Source organism: Desulfosediminicola ganghwensis, assembly GCF_005116675.2.
Classification (GTDB): domain Bacteria; phylum Desulfobacterota; class Desulfobulbia; order Desulfobulbales; family Desulfocapsaceae; genus Desulfopila; species Desulfopila ganghwensis.
This window is the reverse complement of sequence record NZ_CP050699.1, coordinates 3,333,274-3,351,517: the sequence shown is the minus strand read 5'-3', so window position 1 is coordinate 3,351,517 and position 18,244 is coordinate 3,333,274. Positions and strand designations below refer to the sequence as shown.

Annotated in this window: 16 protein-coding genes; 10 read left to right on the top strand and 6 right to left on the bottom strand. The window is 48.2% G+C overall.

Annotated features, from left to right (window positions below):
• Positions 1-23 precede the first annotated feature (23 nt).
• The 8 genes from FCL45_RS14210 to FCL45_RS14175 all read left to right on the top strand — a co-directional run bounded on the left by FCL45_RS14210 (position 24) and on the right by FCL45_RS14175 (position 6,805).
• The gene (locus FCL45_RS14210; protein ID WP_136795825.1) at positions 24-764 is read left to right on the top strand and encodes an SDR family oxidoreductase; all 741 of its coding nucleotides are present in this window, start codon (positions 24-26) and stop codon (positions 762-764) included.
• The gene (locus FCL45_RS14205; protein ID WP_136795826.1) at positions 764-1,213 is read left to right on the top strand and encodes a 3-hydroxyacyl-ACP dehydratase FabZ family protein; all 450 of its coding nucleotides are present in this window, start codon (positions 764-766) and stop codon (positions 1,211-1,213) included. Before FCL45_RS14210 ends, FCL45_RS14205 begins: the two co-directional genes overlap by 1 nt.
• Before the next feature lie 219 nt (positions 1,214-1,432).
• Positions 1,433-2,140: a protein TolQ gene (gene tolQ / locus FCL45_RS14200; RefSeq protein ID WP_136795827.1), complete on the top strand. Its 708-nt coding sequence runs from the start codon at positions 1,433-1,435 to the stop codon at positions 2,138-2,140.
• Positions 2,141-2,157: 17 nt separating this feature from the next.
• Positions 2,158-2,577, top strand: coding sequence for a protein TolR (tolR, locus tag FCL45_RS14195; RefSeq protein ID WP_136795828.1), 420 nt, complete (start codon positions 2,158-2,160; stop codon positions 2,575-2,577).
• A 94-nt stretch (positions 2,578-2,671) separates the two neighbouring features.
• Positions 2,672-3,493: an energy transducer TonB gene (locus FCL45_RS14190; RefSeq protein WP_136795829.1), complete on the top strand. Its 822-nt coding sequence runs from the start codon at positions 2,672-2,674 to the stop codon at positions 3,491-3,493.
• Between the two features lie 30 nt (positions 3,494-3,523).
• A complete protein-coding gene (gene tolB / locus FCL45_RS14185; RefSeq protein ID WP_136795830.1) occupies positions 3,524-4,825 on the top strand; it encodes a Tol-Pal system beta propeller repeat protein TolB in 1,302 nt (433 codons plus the stop codon).
• Positions 4,826-4,859: 34 nt separating this feature from the next.
• Positions 4,860-5,903 carry a tetratricopeptide repeat protein gene (locus tag FCL45_RS14180; RefSeq protein ID WP_176360050.1) on the top strand — a complete coding sequence of 348 codons (1,044 nt, stop codon included), beginning with the start codon at positions 4,860-4,862 and terminating at the stop codon, positions 5,901-5,903.
• 164 nt (positions 5,904-6,067) lie between these two features.
• The gene (locus tag FCL45_RS14175) at positions 6,068-6,805 is read left to right on the top strand and encodes a TlyA family RNA methyltransferase (protein WP_136795832.1); all 738 of its coding nucleotides are present in this window, start codon (positions 6,068-6,070) and stop codon (positions 6,803-6,805) included.
• A gap of 97 nt (positions 6,806-6,902) precedes the next feature.
• Here the strand turns inward: FCL45_RS14175 and FCL45_RS14170 are convergent, their stop codons facing one another.
• The 4 genes from FCL45_RS14170 to FCL45_RS14155 are packed head-to-tail and all read right to left on the bottom strand — an operon-like array spanning position 6,903 to position 11,825.
• Positions 6,903-8,315 (bottom strand): beta-barrel assembly-enhancing protease, encoded by a 1,413-nt coding sequence (locus FCL45_RS14170; RefSeq protein WP_136795833.1) that lies wholly within the window; start codon positions 8,313-8,315, stop codon positions 6,903-6,905.
• Positions 8,296-9,318, bottom strand: a complete 1,023-nt coding sequence (locus FCL45_RS14165) for an NAD-dependent epimerase/dehydratase family protein (RefSeq protein WP_136795834.1) — start codon at positions 9,316-9,318, stop codon at positions 8,296-8,298. The genes FCL45_RS14170 and FCL45_RS14165 overlap by 20 nt, the downstream gene beginning before the upstream one ends.
• On the bottom strand, positions 9,315-10,946 hold the full coding sequence (locus FCL45_RS14160) for a fatty acid CoA ligase family protein (protein ID WP_136795835.1): 1,632 nt from the start codon (positions 10,944-10,946) through the stop codon (positions 9,315-9,317). The genes FCL45_RS14165 and FCL45_RS14160 overlap by 4 nt, the downstream gene beginning before the upstream one ends.
• A 6-nt stretch (positions 10,947-10,952) precedes the next feature.
• Positions 10,953-11,825, bottom strand: coding sequence for an alpha/beta fold hydrolase (locus FCL45_RS14155; protein WP_136795836.1), 873 nt, complete (start codon positions 11,823-11,825; stop codon positions 10,953-10,955).
• A 535-nt stretch (positions 11,826-12,360) separates the two neighbouring features.
• On the opposite strand from FCL45_RS14155, the gene FCL45_RS14150 reads away from it, so the two are divergent.
• Entirely contained in the window at positions 12,361-12,561 is a 201-nt protein-coding gene (locus FCL45_RS14150) for a cold-shock protein (RefSeq protein WP_136795837.1), read from the top strand.
• Positions 12,562-12,734: 173 nt separating this feature from the next.
• On the opposite strand, the gene maeA is transcribed toward FCL45_RS14150, so the two are convergent.
• Complete coding sequence (gene maeA / locus FCL45_RS14145; RefSeq protein ID WP_136795838.1) at positions 12,735-14,474, bottom strand: oxaloacetate-decarboxylating malate dehydrogenase; 1,740 nt, start codon at positions 14,472-14,474, stop codon at positions 12,735-12,737.
• A gap of 72 nt (positions 14,475-14,546) precedes the next feature.
• On the opposite strand from maeA, the gene FCL45_RS14140 reads away from it, so the two are divergent.
• On the top strand, positions 14,547-15,596 hold the full coding sequence (locus FCL45_RS14140; RefSeq protein WP_136795839.1) for a KamA family radical SAM protein: 1,050 nt from the start codon (positions 14,547-14,549) through the stop codon (positions 15,594-15,596).
• Positions 15,597-15,600: 4 nt separating this feature from the next.
• On the opposite strand, the gene priA is transcribed toward FCL45_RS14140, so the two are convergent.
• Positions 15,601-18,207 (bottom strand): replication restart helicase PriA, encoded by a 2,607-nt coding sequence (gene priA / locus FCL45_RS14135; protein WP_136795840.1) that lies wholly within the window; start codon positions 18,205-18,207, stop codon positions 15,601-15,603.
• Positions 18,208-18,244: the final 37 nt, after the last annotated feature.

The window sequence follows — 18,244 nt, the reverse complement described above, 5'->3', positions numbered from 1 at the left end:
TACTCATACGAAAAGGATAAAATATGCAGGATTTTTCAGATCAGAACGTCATCGTTACCGGAGCGACCCGGGGCATCGGCAAAGCTATCACCGAGGCATTCCTGGTGCGAGGTGGGAACGTTTTCGGTATTTATGGCGGTAACACCCAGGCTGCAGATGCATTTGCCAGGGAATGCGAACAGCTGAAAGGTACTCTCGAGCTCTTCCAGTGCGACATCTCCAGCCCGGAGCAGGTAGATGGATTCTACTCCCAGATCGAAAGTCGTATTTCCTCACTGGATGTGCTGATCAACAACGCCGGTATCCGCCGTGACGCTGTGATGGCAATGATGAAGACTGAAGACTGGAGCAAGGTTATCGATATCAACCTGAACGGTACCTATCTGATGTCCAAGCCCGCCGTCTTGCTGATGATGCGTAACAAGTTCGGCAGAATCATAAATATCACTTCGCCGGTATCGCATCTTGGTTTTGCCGGCCAAACAAACTATGCAGCTTCAAAAGCAGGCCAGATCGGCCTGACCCGTTCACTCGCCAAAGAAACCGCGAAAAAGAAAATCACCGTAAATTGCGTTTCTCCGGGCTTCATCGCCACTGACTTCATTGATGACCTCCCCACCGAACAGCTCGCGGAATATAAAAAGATGGTGCCCATGAAGCGGTTTGGAACTCCAGAAGAAGTTGCAGACGCTGTACTCTTTCTCGCTTCTAAAAAAGCCTCGTACATAACCGGTTCAGTCCTCGAAATTAACGGAGGACTCTAATGGCCGCATCCCAGGAGATACTCGACCGGATACCCCATCGTCCACCTTTTCTCTGGGTCGACTCCATTGTGGAACGTAACCAGGACAGCATCGTCACCAGTACCACAATCCCGGAAAACCTGGATGTATTCACCGGTCACTACCCGGGCAACCCGATTATGCCCGGAGTTCTGCTGTGTGAAGCTATTTTTCAGTCCGGAGCCCTGCTTATGACCTATATGCTTGAATCCGGAGAGTTGAAAGCAGAAGGCGATGTCCCCGTCCTTACACGAATTGAAGGAGCGAAATTCAAGCGGCTTGTTGGTCCCGGTGATGTAATTGAGATCACGGTCAAACACAAGGAGACCCTCTCCTCTGTGAGTTTTATGAAAGGATCTTTGAGAGTTAACGGAAAAGTTGCTGTCCAGGTCGATTTTTCCTGCGCTCTTACCACTCGCCAGGAAATCTAATAATTCAAATTATTTCCATAACAAGCCCTTCCACAGCCGGTCCTCACCCGTTTTGTTCTTGATTTCAACAGGTCTGCAGAGGAAAACTGCCCTGTTGAAGTTTTGCTGAAAACAGGTACAATGTCAAACCTGTTGGACCATGCTTTTTATGAATACGCATCAATATCGGTTGTCGGTAATGTGCGCAAATCGTATATATTTTTCAAAGGGTAACTTAGAGTGCAGCTGTCTATCACCGATATGATTTTGCATGCAGGACCAATTGGTCAGCTCGTTATGCTGACTCTCCTGCTCTTTTCCATTGGCTCATGGGCCATAGTCTTCATGAAGCTGAAATTGTTTCGTCGCGTACGATTTGACAGTGAGGACTTTCTTGAGACCTTCTGGTCATCGAGCAACCTGAGCGAAGCACATAAATCAGCAGGGAACTTCCAATACAGCCCGGAAGCAGCAGTGTTCACCGCCGGATACAATGAGTTGCAAAAGATTAATAAAATTCGCAACCATAAAGAAGGGCAGGAGAACAATGATTCGCTGGATATGCAACTGGCAACAATGGATAATCTCAAACGCGCAATGAGAAAAGCACACTACCAGCACCTCAACCGCCTGGGGGCTTCTCTGCCATTTCTGGCGACTACCGGTAGTGCCACTCCCTTTATAGGTCTGTTCGGCACCGTATGGGGTATCATGGTCTCTTTTCATGATATTGGTGCTCGTGGTTCCGCTTCTCTTACAGTTGTTGCGCCAGGTATTTCTGAGGCACTGGTAGCCACTGCAGCGGGTCTCGCAGCCGCGATCCCGGCCGTTATCGCCTATAACCACTTTTCAAACAAACTTGATGGCGTAGACAGTGATGTAGAGCACTTCACCACTGACTTTCTCAATTTGGTTGAACGCGATCTGATCAGCCGTGTACGAAACTAATAGAGGTCAAAGATACAATGGGCCCATTACGCAGTAACGGCAAAAAACGACTCGTTTCCGAAATCAACGTCACACCACTGGTGGATGTCATGCTGGTTCTGCTGATCATTTTTATGGTCACAGCTCCCATGATGACACAAGGACTCGACGTTGATTTGCCCGAGACAACCGCTAAATCGCTTCGACAGGAAGAAAACCCTGTAACCATAGGTATTAATAAAGATAACGAGTACAGCCTGAACGGCACAAACTTCCCCCATGCGCTCCTTATTCAGGAACTCAGGAAACTGCCTGAAGAAATGCGTGAGCAGCCGATCTATCTTAGTGCTGACCAGACCGTACCCTATGGGGTGGTTGTCAAACTCATGGCTGACATCAAGGCTGCCGGTTTCGACAAACTCGGCATGATCACAAAACCAGTAGAATCGACAAACTGATCTTGTGCTGCAGGAATTCAAAACATCATACAGTTATTCCGAGGAATGGAAACTGCCTATAAATCTTGCAATCGCATTTCATGTGATTCTTGCAGTGGCCGTTTTCTACCTCCCCAATATGTTTGATTCAAAGCCTCGCTTTGAAGACATATACACCGTTAATCTGGTCAATCTGGCCGATATCCCTGACGTTCAGTCTCCCCGGGAACGTGTGCCGGAACCTGAGCCGTCTGCCCAGCCCAAAGCAGATGAAAGTGTTTCTGAAAAAGCCGTCTCCATAGCCGAAAAACCGGTTGAGCCGGTTGTTGCCCCACCTGAGCCACCAAAAGCGATTTCTATCAAGCCTTCAAAAAGAAAGGTCAAAAAGAAGATCGTCGAGGACAAACCTCAACCCCGGGAAACAGAGCTCGATCGCAAGAGACGTGAGCGACTTGCGGAAATGATTCGCGCTGAGCAGGAAGCGGCAGAACAGGCACAGCTTCTGGCTGAAGAGGCCGCTCTTGAGAAAAAGCTGGCAGAAGATGCCCAGAGACGACTTCAGGAAGCTGAAGCGCAAAGGGCCAGGATGAACAACCAACAGCAGCAGAGCGCTCAAAGCAGCAATGCCATGAGAGACTCCAGCAACCTCTCTGCTCTTGAAAAACAATATTTTGTTGCCATAACCAGCAGGCTTCACTCATACTGGAGCGTGCCGGAATATATGTCTGAAGAGCTCAGTGCCACAGTAGTCGTCACCGTAAACAGCGACGGCACTATAATGCACTCATTTTTCGAGGTCAGATCCGGCGACCGGATATTTGATAATTTTGTAACCAAGACACTTCAGGACGTCGGGAAACTTCCTCCTATCCCTCCTGCCTTGAATAAGCAACGCATGGAGATAGGCCTGAGATTCAGCCCGACTGGCATCCGCTAATATTCTTGATTTAAAACCACAGGCCCACACATGGTAAAAAGAACATCTATAAACAGGCTATTCACCCTTCTGATGTTATTTGTCTGCGCTGCATTGCTGACACCAGTTCCAGCATCTGCCGAGAGGGTTTACCTCGATATCAGCGCATCAGAAGCCAGAAAAATTCAGTTTGCAGTGCCCTGGTTCACCAATAAGGATAGGCCCACCCAGCCCCAGAATTATGGTCGTGACGTTGCCGATGTCTTGGCCAAGGCACTCAAGTTTCATGGTATTATTTCCATTCTGCCGACCCAGGAGTACAGCGGATCTCAGCAGGCCGACTGGCGTTCACTCGGTGTCGATTATGTTGTACTCGGCCAATACGTCAATGATGCCAAGGGCGTAACCTTTGAAATGCGATTGCTCGATGTTGCCGGCAATGAAGTGATCATGGGTAAATCATTTTCAGGCACCACCCAGCAGCAGGATAAAATGCTCTTTTCCTTCTGTGATTATGTAATCAAGGAACTGACCGGCTCTCCCGGTATCGCGACAACCCAGATCGCTTTCGTGACCCAGTTGCAAAATGCCAAGGAAGTCTATCTGACCGATATTCTCGGAAGAACCATTCGCCAGGTAACCCGGCATAGAAACCTTATTGTTTCTCCTCGTTTCACACCCGACGGCAAAGCTCTCAGTTACACCTCATATCATTCCGGCAACCCGAACCTCTATCTTACTGAGTTAAACCAGAACAAGGTCACCAGGGCCCTTTCCCGCAGGAAAGGCATGAACTTTGCGCCAGCCTGGTCGCCAGACGGCAAACGAATGATCTTAACCCTGTCCGTCAACGGCAACCCGGACCTGTTTCTGCTTGACAATAAAGGGAATATAATTGAGCAACTCACCAATCGATCGGGAATAAACGTATCACCAACCTGGTCACCTGACGGCCAACACATCGCCTTCGTCTCAGACAGGAGCGGCAGGCCGCAACTGTATCTGATGGACCTCAGAACCCGTCGTACCCAGCGCATTACCTTTCAAGGGGCTGAAAACGTTGAACCTTCCTGGTCGCCGACTGAAGATCTGATTGTCTATTCAAGTCTGCGTGATGGTGTATATCAACTCTACACAATTGCACCGGACCCGTCCGCAACCGCCACCGCAGTGACCACCGATCTCAGCCATCATGAGACACCTAGCTGGTCACCTGATGGAAATCAGGTAATCTTTTCAAAAAGAGACGGGAAAAACCACCAGATATACGCTATTATGAAAAACGGTTCGTTCCAGAGACGACTTTTCTCGTTTCCAGGGAGTCACACCTACCCACAGTGGTCGAAATATTAAAACTTTGACTTTCAATAAATTACCATTCATGCAGATGATAAAAACTATTCGCAACATACTCTTTGTAAGTGCACTTTCTCCTTTACTGATACAGTGCGCCTCTCAGGATGAGGTTAGAAGACTTCAATACCAGCTGCACACGGTTAACAAAAAGTTTGAAGACATGAGGACGAATACTGTCGATGACATGCAAAAACGTCAGGCAGCGTATTCCAACCAGATCGATCAACTTGAGATGGAAATCCTTGGCCTAAAGAGCCAACTTGAGGAAACAAGTCACCTTAACCGAAGTCTCAAAGAGCAGAACAAAGAACTGCAAAGCAATATCAGTGATGTCGCCAGAGAAGATGCTCTCCATCGTGAGCAGATGATACAGCGCATTAATGAAGAGCAAAAAGCTAAAGAAGCTCTTATTGCCCAGCTCAATGATAAGCTGCAAATTCAGCAGGAAAACCTCAAAGCTATCCAGGATGCACGAGTCCGTGATGCAGAGCGGCGTGCCCGGGAAGCAAAAATGAAAGCTGATGCTGCCAAGGCCAGGGCAACTGCCGCCAGTAGAACTGATTCCAGAGGAATTCAAAAAATTTCTGCAGGACTGAACAAGCATGTCGTTGGTGATCAAAGACCTGCCGCGCCGAAACCTAGTGTCAAACCAGCAACACCCACGGCCAAACCTTCGACTCCGGCCACTCAGCCTGCAACCCAGACCGCCGCTACTACCAGTTCACCACTCGGTGCTGCACAGGCACTTTTTGACCAGGAGAAATATCAGGAAGCGTATAGCGCCTATAACAGAATAACCGGAGCCAATCCGGCGAGTGAAGAAGGCATTACTGCAGCCTATATGATGGGTGAATGTCTTTTTGCCCAGAAAGAATACGATCGCGCTATTTTGCAGTACCAGAAGATTATTTCCCAGAGCGGTAGTCATCCGAAAGCTGCATCCGCAACTCTTAAGCAGGCCATGGCTTTTGAACTGCTGGCAGACAATGAAACGGCACGACTTATCTATGCCAAAATTGTCAAACACTACAGCAATTCACCGGAAGCGAAAATCGCCAGAGATAAACTCAAGTAAGCCAACTCTCGGCTGACTTCCATTATCCATTGTGTTTTCCCTGATCATGGAAATAGTTTTTATTCAGATCAGGGAGCACAGCGCAATGAAGTCTACACCTGGTACATTCACGCCATATAAACCTGTGGTTGCTTAAATTATCCACTTGAACGAATCTATTACCCTTGAAGCTACGTTTAGACGAACTACTGGTTGAAAGACATCTTGCTAATGATATCGCAGCCGCCAGAGCGATGATTGGTGCAGGCGAAGTGCTGGTAAATGATCAGGTCGCAGATAAAGCCGGGATAGCATATCCAGCCGGAATAGCCATTCGCACCAAACAGAAATGTCGTTATGTATCCAGGGGCGGCTTAAAACTTGAGCAAGCTATAGATTCCTTTGATATAGATCCCGCAGGAATGTGCTGCCTTGATGTCGGCGCATCTACCGGTGGATTCACCGACTGCCTGCTGCAGAATGGTGCCGCCAGAGTTTACGCCGTCGACGTTGCTTATGGCCAGCTTGACTGGAAACTGAGATCAGACGACAGGGTGGTGGTCATCGAACGATTCAATGCCAGAAAACTGAAACCATCTGATCTTGGTGAAGCCATTGATCTGGCAGTCATGGATGCATCCTTTATCTCAATTACCAAAATTATCCCTACGCTCATTCCCCTGTTCAGGGAGCGGGCACAAATAATCGCCCTGATCAAACCCCAGTTTGAACTGCCACAACATAAAATCAGCAAAGGTGGAGTAGTCCGTGAACCCGAACTCCATCAGGAAGCCATAGATAAAATAGTTACTTTCGCCAAAGAGCTGGATCTCAAGGTGGAAGGTATTGTCACTTCTCCAATCCATGGCCCCAAAGGAAACACCGAATTCCTGATCCACCTCACTGGCCGCGACGACGACTAAAACCACCTTCCGCCCTTCCCGGAAATTCATAAAAAAAGGTAGCTGAGGATTCTCCCCGGCTACCTTCTCAGTTACATGCTACGGCCACAGATGCGTGCTATTTTTCCTGCAGATTCTTGATCGTTTCAAGTAACCTGCCAGCCTCATTTTTTTCCTGCTCGGTTGCCTGTCCATGCTGCATAACCTGCTTCAAGCTGAATTCAGCAAGTTTTAATTTCCCTTCATACAGGTTGTATTTGCCAAGAGCTATGGCCGCTGGAACTTCTTCTTTCTTGGCTGTGGCAATCTTGCCAAGTTCAAAATAGACCTTCGCATACTGCGGCAAGTCATAAGACACTACCCTAAAAAGATTTTCCGCCTCGTTCAGATTTCCCAATGCCATGTTCACACGTGCCAGGTTATAAGCGGCATACATATCTTTCGGATTTTCAGAAAATGCCTTGGCCAGAATAACGCGGGCTTCTTCAACTCTGCCAGCCTCAAAGAGCAAAACTCCCCGATCGGTTTTCAGGATAGACCAATCCGGAATGGCAGCAATAACCTGGTCGAGCAATATCTCACTCCGCGCATAATTATTCAGGCGCCGTTCTACCTGGGACAGACCATACTTGGCCATCAGCTTCTCTTTAGCATCAAGCCTGCTATCGGTCATTTGACTGACCAGATACTCACGTAATCTTTCTGCTCCGTCACTGCTGGACATTATCCGGTATTTGAAACGCAGAAATTCGAGGTCGTCGGTTGATTCGAAGTCAACTAAATCCTCCTGATCCACCACCATTAATGACTGCACATAGTTCAGTCGAAATTCCGGATTCGGGTGTGTCAGGAGATACTGAGGAAGTTTATCGCTTCTGTATCGGCTTACCCTTCTCATGGTTTCAAGCATCTTCTCCTGTCCCTCAGGATGACGGCCCATCTCTTTCATCCAGCCATACGCCATAAGATCCGCTTCTTCCTCATGTTTACGGCTGTAATGAAGCGTTGCGCTCTGACCGGCTGCCAGAGAGCCTGTCAGCAGAGCCTGGGTTGCAGCCCCACCACCAAGAGCAAGCGCAGCCAGGGCAACGGCAAGTGAGGCCGCGCTGACGAGTTTCCCTTTTTCCATACGACCGGCGAGATGCCTTCTGGCAACATGGCCAATTTCATGCGCCAGAACTGAAACCAGTTCATCTTCGCTCTCCATGGCACCGATCAGCCCGGTATAGAAGAATATTAGGCCAGATGGAGCAGCAAAAGCATTGAAATCACCACTTTGAACAATATAGAAGTGATAATCAAAGTACTGCAGCCCAGCGACCTCAAGTACTTCCTTGCCCAAAGAACGCAGATAAATAACCAGATCAGGATCATCCACCAACGGAAAAGCTGCCCGGACCTGGTAGAGCAACTGCTCACCAATCTTTCGTTCCTCTCCGACACTCAGGGCAAAAGCAGACTGCAGGCATGCAGCCTGTATCATTATCGCAACGAGTAATGCGGCTATATATTTATAAAAGAGTTTTCTCATTATGCTGAATCCAGGTTATGAGTTTTTCCATTCCTTCTTCAGTTGAAACAACCGATGAGTATCCAAGGTCATTTTCTATGGCGTCATGTGAAAAATGATGCGATTTAGCAAGCTGCAAGGCCAGAAACCTGGTCATCCTTGGCTCCTGTTTTTTGCCGAGCACCCCATACATCCCTTCAAGAACAGCACCTGCACCATAGGCCACAGGAAACGGTACAGATTTTGTTACCGGTGCTATACCAAGCTTCAGAAAGAGCTGGTTAATCCAATCCCAGAGATTTACAGGTTCCGGCTGACCGATGAAATAAGGTTTGCCGGCGGAAACACCCTCAGCCGCCAGATCGAATCCGGCAAGAACATGGGCATGGGCGACATTTTCCACGTAGGAGATATCAACGAGATTTTTACCTTCGCCGACAATTTTCAACTCCCTGCTTCTGCCTTTTTCCAATAAACGCGGAATGAGATGCGGATCACCCGGGCCCCAGATTAAATGTGGCCGAATCGCACAAGTGCGAAACCCTGAACCACCTGCAGTATCATCGTTGGCCGCCAGCACCAGTTTTTCTGCCATCACCTTGCTTCGCGCATAGTGACAGAGAAATTTATCCGGGTAGGGCAAACTCTCTGTGCCACCTTCGATGTCATCTGCATCAAATACCACGGAAGGGGTTGAGGTATACACCAGTCTGGAGATATTGTTTTTTCTGCAAGCCGCCAGGATATTCTCAGTCCCCTGAACATTTATGGAATAGTAATCTTGCCAATCACCCCAGATGCCTGCCAGTGCGGCGACATGAAATACTGTATCCACATCCCGGACTACTTCATTTACTTTTGCAGAGTCCCGGATATCAACAGCGAGACTGCGCGCGCCCAACTCTTCAACTGCGGGATAAACATTCCTGCCAACCGCAGTGCATTCTACCCCACGGTCGAGTAGCATTCGTATTATATTTTTCCCTACAAAACCGCCGCCACCGGTCACAAGTACTTTTTTCATCTTTCAGCCCGTAATTTCTCGGTAGCCCAAAGGGCAAGTTGCTCACGAAAGATTTTCGCATTGTGCCGTATATCCACTGGAAACTTTCTGTGCACCATAAATTCGGTTATCGAGCTGGTCAGATGACTGGCAGCAGCTAACTCTTTTACCTCTGCCAGTAGCTGAGCCTCTGAACCGGAAAAATCTTTGTGAGGTTCAATAATCAGTACGGGTTGTACTCTCTCGCCACCAGAATATTTTGCACCTACCAGAGCAGAACGAAAAACATCTTTATGCTCATTGACAATTGCTTCACAGGGAATAGTAAAGAAGGTCACTCCGTCGCTGATGACCCGATGCGCTTTTCGCCCGCAAAACCATAATCTGCCCAATTCATCAAAGTACCCGGTATCGCCCATACGATGCCAGAAGGAATCCCCGTCCTTTACTTTGGCGTGCTGTGTTTCTTTCTCATTGTTCTCATAAGCCCGCGTTACCACATCGCCCTTGACGATAATTTCACCAATTTCACCGGCGGGCAAAAATTCTGCCCGGTCAATGTTCTCGATTGGAGAATCATCAATCATAATCACCCGAATATCAATACCCGGCAACGGCCTTCCTACACAGGTCCCCTTACCTACTCTGCTATGGGGCCAGGTCTCCTCAAGGATCTCCCGCCCTTCCATGGAAACGATAGGCAAACTCTCTGTTGCGCCATAAGGGGTGAAAATCCTGGCATCACCAGGCAAGATCCGGGTAACACGCTCCAGCAACTCCCCAGGCACAGGAGCACCTGCCATCAGCACCTTCTTTAAGGAATCGAGCCGAATGCCGTTTTCGATACAATAGCGGCTCACAACGTTCCAGATGGCAGGTGAACCAAATGAATAGCTCACACCATATTTTTTTATTGAAGATATGAATTTTTCAGGATCAACCTGGGCCGGCTTGGTAGGATCCATATCAGGGATCACGGCACAAGCGCCAAGAGCTGTGGAAAACAGGGCAAAAAGAGGAAAGGCTGGCTGATCTGTGTGCTTTTCATCAATGCCATAATAATTGCGAATCCTATCAAGCTGGGCTGCAAAAATAGAATGCTCATAACGAACGCCCTTGGGCGGACCTGTTGAACCGGTAGTAAAAATTATCGCAGCAAGATCATCGGCCGACGGTCGGTAAACAGGATATGGCTCAACTTCTGCCTGAATAGCAGTTCGTATATCCTTGCCAAAAAGACCAAAAGAATTTCCACAACAAAACCTGTATTTGACGCTTTCAAATGGACCAGGAAAAAAGGCCGCAAACAGCCTTGCCTTGGGAATACCTATAAAAACAGAGGGCTTTACTCCTTCAATACATTTAAGAAGGTTTTTATACCCCATGCCGGGATCAATCAGAATTATGGTGACGCCAATTTTAAACAGCGCAAAAGTAAGGCAGATGAAATCGGCCGAAGGTGTGACCATGAGCATAACCCTGTCGGCAGAGGTAACACCTTTTGCAGCCAGGTAGGTCGCGTAACTGTCAGATCTGCTGTTGAGCTCACGAAAGCTCATGGTTTTTCCGGATTTTGCCTCGATCAGGCCAGTCCGGTCCCCAAATTCCTCAGCGACTTCATTGAGCGTCTCAGCAATATTTACAACCATGGGTAGCTACTCCTCATGTTTTGTAAAAAAGCGTGACAGGATCGGCTTAATCTCGTCGAGCTTATCCTCGAGTATGTAATGACCACCATCTTCAAAATAATGCCGCTCAGCATTGGGAAACCTTTTCAGCCACTCTTCATAAAACACTTTATCGAAGCAAAAGTCCTTACCGCCCCAAAGAATGAGCATGGGGATTCCAGCATCTCTTATTGTTGACAGATTATTATCTATCTCCTGCAAGGTAAGGTAACTCGGATGCTTATCGGAGAGAGGAATATCCTGGACAAAAGCAGAAACTGCGACCCTGTTGTTCCAGTTATTGTATGGTGCAAGATACGCAGCAGCAATACCAGCAGCCAGAGGCTTTGATACAGCCATGAAGGTTGCAGGCCTGGCGAACCCGTTAAACCCTCGTACTATGATTGGACCAATTACCGGCAGTTTACACAGGCTGATGCGAAAAGGTATCCTCGTTGATAAAAAGGCCGCTGTATTCAAAACAACGATTTTTTCCAAACGTTCCGGATAGCGAGTCGCGAGACCCATTCCAATAGCTCCACCCCAGTCATGAACAATCAAAGAGTAGCTCGACACATCAATGTCGTTGAGCAAAGTGTGCAAGTTGTCTATGTGATGCGAGAGTTTGTAATCATAATCCTGTGGTTTATCAGATAATCCACAGCCGATATTATCCACCGCTATCACCCTGTAATTACGGGAAAGCAGTGATATGAGATTTCGGTAATAGTAGGACCAGGTGGGATTACCGTGGACCATTACTATAACAGGGCCCTGGCCTTCATCTATGTAGTGGAGTGTGTTGCCAAGAATATTGGCGAACTGTGAAGTAAAGTTATATTCGGGATACAAGGAATTCACTCAGTGAAATAATAGTGGATCAGCAAGACCCTGTTAACAAAACCGGGGCATATTGCTGGTATATTTTTTAGGCACCCAAGGTTAACGGAGGGGGTGTTTTGTGTCAACTTTTTTACAAATTAGTAATTTTTCCCAGCTAGGGTCCCAACAGGTAATTGGTGGTATCTCTGCAATCGTCATCAAACTTTCAACCAAAAGTGCGTTACTCCATCAGCCGCACACTACTTTAGAAAAACATTATGTAATTTCCACCACAAATGCAATATACACTCTCATGACCTAACATTTTAGAAAATCCCATTTAAATAACATAAATCAGTTGCTTTTATATTTTTTATATGCTAAACGGCTATTATTGTTACGCTTTAAGGAGTTCCAGCAAACCTGCCCTAGCAATGGTTTACCGCACGAACCAATACTGCATAATCGGTGGCTGCCGCTGACCAGCGTAGCAAAATGTTCACCAGCTGCAAGCTATGCTGGAAAATTATTATAAGGTTCCCTGGGGGGCCTGAGTTCAAAAGGAGTAGTTACAATGGCAGAAGGTACAGTGAAGTGGTTTAATGATGCTAAGGGTTTTGGTTTTATCGAGCAGGACGGTGGGCCAGATGTATTTGTACATTATTCCGCTATCCAGACAGAAGGCTTCAAATCCCTCGAAGAAGGTTCTCGTGTAAGCTTCGATATCATTGACGGTCCAAAAGGACCAGCTGCAGATAACGTTCAAAAAGTTTGATAGCTTTTTCTGAGATACCCACCTAAGAAGCCCTGCTCATTGAGCAGGGCTTTTTAGGTGGATCTTGCTTTTCTTAGAACCTGGAACGGGCCTCGATGCCCTTAGGCTCAACATCTTTTCGGAAAGCCATAGCGGCCAGGGCAATTTTGTCGCACTATCCGGTTATCTGAAACTCACATCGGTATAAGTGGCAAATAGTTTGGCTCCCAGCGCATCTTTTTGATGAGCTCGCGCAACCTTGCTTCCTCACCATCATGTCGAAAACTGGAAAAAACACAGGGTCTGCTCACCCCGAGTTCAACAGCTCGCTTTGCCACTGCCAAAGCCACCGTATTACTCACCAGTTCAAGATCGGCGAGTGAGGGGAGCAATCGGCCACTGTCCAGCTCATCCTGACGGACACAGCGTGATACAGCTTGCGCTGCAGCTATGAAGAATTCCGGTAGAACTTCACGAGCTCCTGATGCCAGCACTCCAAGCCCCACTCCCGGAAACACTAGGATATTATTGCTCTGGCTCACCTTACTTTGGTAGTCATCATCAGTGTTGGAGGCGGTTCCATTGGTTGGATCGTCAGAAGCTATGAGCGCTTTTCCATCAGTAACCTCTAGAAGCTCCCTCACGCACTCATTGGATGTGCCCGCACTGATATGTAAGGGCAACACAACCGGCCTGTCAGTATTCTTTAACATTGCTTTGACAATACCGCTTTCATTGCAAGCCTGACTTGTCTGGGTACTGATGAGCACGGTTGCTCCGCTTCCCAACACTACGTCCTTGACATTATCGCACCCTACCAGCCAATTGAACCGCGCGGGATCTTTGGCATAGCGCTTGATATAATATTCATTTGCGGTCTCTGTGGTAACAATTCCTTTCGAATCAGCCAGAAAAATAGCGTCTCTTGCCTGCTGCTCATCGAGCCCTTCCTCACGCAAGGCTATCTCCAGTTGCTCGCAGACACCTATTCCACCGCAATCAGTTCCGAGAACGAGAAATTTTTGTTTGCTCAACTTTTCTTTTTTAACCTTCATGGCCGAAAAAATTGAAGCGAGCACAATTGCACCGGTTCCCTGGATATTATCATTAAAGGTGATTATCTCATCTGCAAATGCGTCGCGAATACTCACGGCGTTATGACGGGAGAGATTTTCCCACTGACAGAGTGCATCTGGAAAGACATTGCGAAAGGCTCGAACAAATCTGCCGATGAAAGAAAGGTATTCTTCCCCCTTCAGTCGTTTGTTCCGCCAGCCGAGATACCGCTTGTCATTAAGCAGATCCTCATTGTCTGTGCCCACATCTAGGGAAATCGGCAGACAATGCCAGGGAGCAATACCACCCCCCTGAGTATAGAGCATCAACTTACCGAGACATATTGCAATGCCGCCCGCGCCCTGATCACCCATTCCGGGAATGCCCTGATTATCAGTGACAACTGCAATCCTGATATCACGGTGCAGGTATCGACGCAGAATATCTTCCGCCATATCGATGTTGCCGGGATAAAAATGTAAACCATTCGCCTGCCGGTACAGTGCAGAAAAACGCTGTACGGCCTGGCCTATCGTCGGAGTGTAGACAATGCCGACATATTTTCTCAGATCGCTCCGTATTAGCGCATGCGCCAGAGTTACGTTTCTATCGAAAAGGGCACGGATAAAAATAAAACGCTCAATATCGTCGACCTTGTTTTCGACAATACGCCTGGTATTTTCAACCTGCTCCTCCAAATCTCGAATACCTGGAGGCAGTGAAGCCTGAAGGCCAAGCTGCTGCCTCTCAGACTCGTTAAATGCTGTTCCTTTGTTTACAAAACTTATAGAACTGACAGCGGTGCCGCTTCCATAGACGATAACTTCGCGCGTATTACCATACTCATCGTACTTGAACTTATACTGAATTTTTGACATTGTCCCCGGAAGCTCCTTCGATATCAATTAGATTCATTGACAATCAACCTGCTTTTCTCCATAATGCCGACCATGAAAACATGGCAACACATACTCAAAGACAGTATTACCACTTATGGCGATTTGAAGAAACATCTTGGTTGCGATAATTCCGTAATTCAAGATGTCATAGAGCGTTATCCACTCAGAATCAATCCGTACTATCTCAAGCTCATCCAGGCCCCTGGTGACCCAATCTGGCGACAAGCTGTACCTGATCCAGCTGAATTTTATGACAACGTTTGTCATATAGACCCACTGGGTGAGGAAAATCTGAGTGTCACACCGAATCTTGTCCACAAATATCCTGACCGCGCACTCCTGCTTGTTACCGGCCAGTGCGCGATGTATTGCAGGTTCTGCACGCGTAAGAGGAAAGTCGGCACCTCCCGCATGGTGATTTCAGAAGATTCGTTACAAGCCGCATACCAATACCTGAGGGAACATCCTGAAGTTCGGGAGGTACTTATATCAGGAGGAGACCCCTTATTGCTTGCAGATGAAGTTCTGGATGATATTTTGTCAGAGCTCAGGGCAATTAACTCAATCGAGGTGATTCGCATCGGCAGCAGAGTCCCTGCAACTTTGCCAATGCGGGTAACCCCGGAGCTGGTGAATATACTCAAGCGTTATCACCCACTCTATATCAACACCCATTTCAATCATCCCCGGGAACTGACACCCGAAGCGGAAAAAGCAGCAACAATGCTTGCCGATGCTGGCATTCCACTCGGCAACCAGACCGTACTGCTACGCGGAGTAAACGATTCTGCAGATACCTTAAAACAACTCTTTACAGGTCTTTTACGCCTACGCATCAAACCCTATTATCTCTTCCAGGCCGACCTGTCCCGCGGTACTGACCACCTTCGCACACATAGTTCAGTCGGTATAAAACTCATGCGTCAGCTCTATGGACATATCTCAGGTATGGCGGTGCCAACCCTGGCTTTGGATGCACCAGACGGGAAAGGTAAGATCCCGCTCACACCGCAATACATACTTGAGCACGGAACCTCGCTGGTCTTTGAAAACTTTCAGGGAGAGCGCTGTAACTATCCGGAAGCAATCGAACCTGGCTAGCAGGCTACATCATATTCTCCGGATCAACGTCAAGCAGTAACCGGCAATCTCTGGCCGCCAGTTCATTTTGGTGCTGATGAATATAATTGCATATACCATGCAAAATATTCAGCGACTCTGTCTTAATCATTACCTGCCAGCGATACTTCTTTTTAACCCGGTCAATCGGCGATGGCGCAGGTCCCAACACTTCTGCAGAACCCAGGGTGTTGTTGGCATCTCTGGACCCCTGAGTTGATGATCCGGGTAACGGCTGCTGCAGAAGGGCCTTGCAGACTTGAGCTACTTTCATGGCGCTATCCACCACCCTGTCCTCGGACTCACCGTGAATGTGGATAGCTACCATTCTGACATATGGCGGAAATTTGGGGTTTCTGCGTAGCTCCAACTCACGTTCAACCAATTCTTCATACCTGTGTCCCCTGGCATAAAGCAAAGCATAGTGGTCAGGTCGCATAGTCTGGATATAGACTTCTCCCGGGTCATCTCCCCTACCCGCTCGCCCTGTAACCTGCGTCACAAGTTGAAATGTTCTCTCGGCCGCGCGATAGTCAGGGATACTTAACCCTGCATCGGCCCAGACCACGCCAACTAATGTTACCCCCGGAAAATGGTGCCCTTTGGCAACCATCTGGGTACCAACCAGGATATCAATCTCCCCGGCACGGGTCTTTTTCAGTGTCTCCAGAAAAACTTTTCTGTCGAATGCGGTATCTGCATCCAACCGTGCTATCCGCGCCTCCGGCACTAAAGCACGCAATTCCTCTTCCACCCGTTCTGTACCAAACCCCACGGGAACCATGGACGTTGAGGAACAATTTCCGCAAACTGTTCGCTCATGCACTGAGTAACCACAATAATGACAGAGGAGTTGCTGCTTGGACCGGTGCAGAGTCAGTGAAACATGGCAATCAACGCATTCAACAGGAGTACCGCACTCCTGACAGATAACATTTACCGAAAAGCCACGCCGGTTGATAAAAATTACGCTCTGCTTACCCCTTTCAAGATTGTCGACCAGGGCTTTCTGCAAAGGCGGCCTGAAAATACTTTTCTTGCCCCCCCTGGCCTTCTGTCTCAAGTCAATGATATTCACTTTGGGAAGGGGGCGGTTTCCGACCCTGTTTTTCATGGTCAGGAGATTATATTTGCCAATTTGAGCGTTATAATAACTGACCACGGACGGGGTGGCGGAGGCAAGCAGTACGGTACACTGCTGCTGCCTTGCCCGGACCACCGCCAGATCACGGCCATTGTAACGTAACTTATCATCCTGCTTGAGGCCGCCGTCATGCTCCTCATCTACCACAATCAAACCGAGATCCTTGAAAGGCGCAAAGATGGCAGATCTTGCGCCGATAACGATCCTGGCCTCACCCGAGACAACAAGACTCCATTGGTCAAACTTTTCTCCGGCTGTGAGGCCTGAATGAAGCAGAACGACGTTTTCTCCGAATCGTGAGATAAAATGGGTCTCAAGCTGTGTTGCAAGGGCAATCTCCGGAACAATGACCAGTACACTTTTGCCCAGACTGAGAGTTACGGCAGTTGCCTGAAGATAGACCTCGGTCTTGCCGGAACCGGTTACCCCATGCAGCAGAAAAGGCGAATAACCACCCTTTTCAACTGCGGGTACGATCTCAGCAAGAGCTGCCTGCTGTTCCTCTGTCAATACCTCAGGGGCTGGGAAAAATTCGAGCTGCTCCCCCAGCGGACTTCTGAAAACACGGCGCCGCTCCTCGACCACCATTCCTGAGGCTATCAACGATTGAAGCTGCTTACCTGCACCGGAGTAGGATGCCAGCAATTCTTTTCTTGGCACCGCTCCCTTTTCAGAATTCCCCCGTAACAGTTCCAGGTAATACATTGTTTTTGCTTCTGCGACCCCCAGGCTCAAATTGTTTTGCCTGTTAAGTCTGGCCCGATAAATTGAAATTGCATCTTTTCCGGAACCAGGCAAGCCTTCCAGGCCGGCTGGTTCTGCCGACAGGGAATAGCAAATCTCGTGCTTTTCCTTTGACGTGCCCCCACTCACGGACTCATGCATCTCCAAAACGCCATCAGCAACAAGTGAGTCTATGTATTTCTTTACCTTCTTCGACTTAAAAATTTCTTTGGTCTCTGCTGATGTCAGTTTGCCGTTCTGACTCAATTTCAACAGATAGGATTCCACATCTCTGTGATCCTTACCCTCGCCTGTTCCAAGGGCGATACCACGCAGAATATCCTGTAGTTTTTCCCCGCTGGCCGAACCGGCCTGAAGCTGGCGGGCAGATTTTGGTGTCAGCCCCCCTGGCAGCGCAGACTTGATAACTTCACCGATCGGATAATGGTAATATTCGGATATCCAGCGAAAAAGCGGGATCAGATTTTCCGGAAAAAGTGGGGCCGTATCAAGAATTTCAGAAATATTCTTGATCTTGAATTCTTTGGAGTCTTCCATGCCGGTTGCCAGCACATATCCGGTCACCTTTCGCCTGCCAAGAGGAACCAACACCCTCCTGCCAACCAGAGGTTCCTGGCAGAGTTCAGTATTCAGCAGGTTTGGCGGCAGCCTGTATGTAAGGGTATTTTCAAGCGGTGCCGCGACGGCGATTTCCAGAAGGTCCATAGTGATTTTATAAACGGTAAAGACGAGATACCTGCAG